This is a genomic window from Arthrobacter sp. YAF34 (genome assembly GCF_052113245.1).
In the GTDB taxonomy this organism is placed as follows: domain Bacteria; phylum Actinomycetota; class Actinomycetes; order Actinomycetales; family Micrococcaceae; genus Arthrobacter.
The window spans coordinates 1-370 of the sequence record NZ_JBFRCV010000058.1 but is presented as its reverse complement, the minus strand read 5'-3'; the positions used below and the strand labels follow the sequence as shown (position 1 = coordinate 370).

1 pseudogene is annotated in these 370 nt (G+C 67.8%); it reads left to right on the top strand.

Features of this window, described 5'->3' with window-relative positions:
- Positions 1–370, top strand: a pseudogene (locus tag AB4Y72_RS19750) (acyltransferase family protein); the annotation flags it as partial.

The window sequence follows — 370 nt, the reverse complement described above, 5'->3', positions numbered from 1 at the left end:
GGCCCGACTGCACGCCCGCGCGCCCTGGCTGACCCTGGCGGGACTCACATCGCTGGTGATCGCCGTCGACTGCCTGCGGGGCGTGATGCCAATGCTGGCGTACCTCAACATGGTCTTCGTTTGGTGCGCCGTGCAGCAGCTTGGGTTCTTCCTCGCCGACGGGACGCTGGCCCGCGGGCGCATTGCGTTGGCGGGCATCGTCCTGGCCAGCAACCTGGTCCTGGGGCTGCTCGTGTGGCTGGGCCTGTACTCCGGGAACATGCTGGTGAACCTGAACCCGCCCAACCTGACCCTTTTGCTCCTCGGGATCTCGCAGGCCGCCACCCTGCAGCTCCTACGGCCAGCGCTCACAAGAGTCGCATCCCTGGCC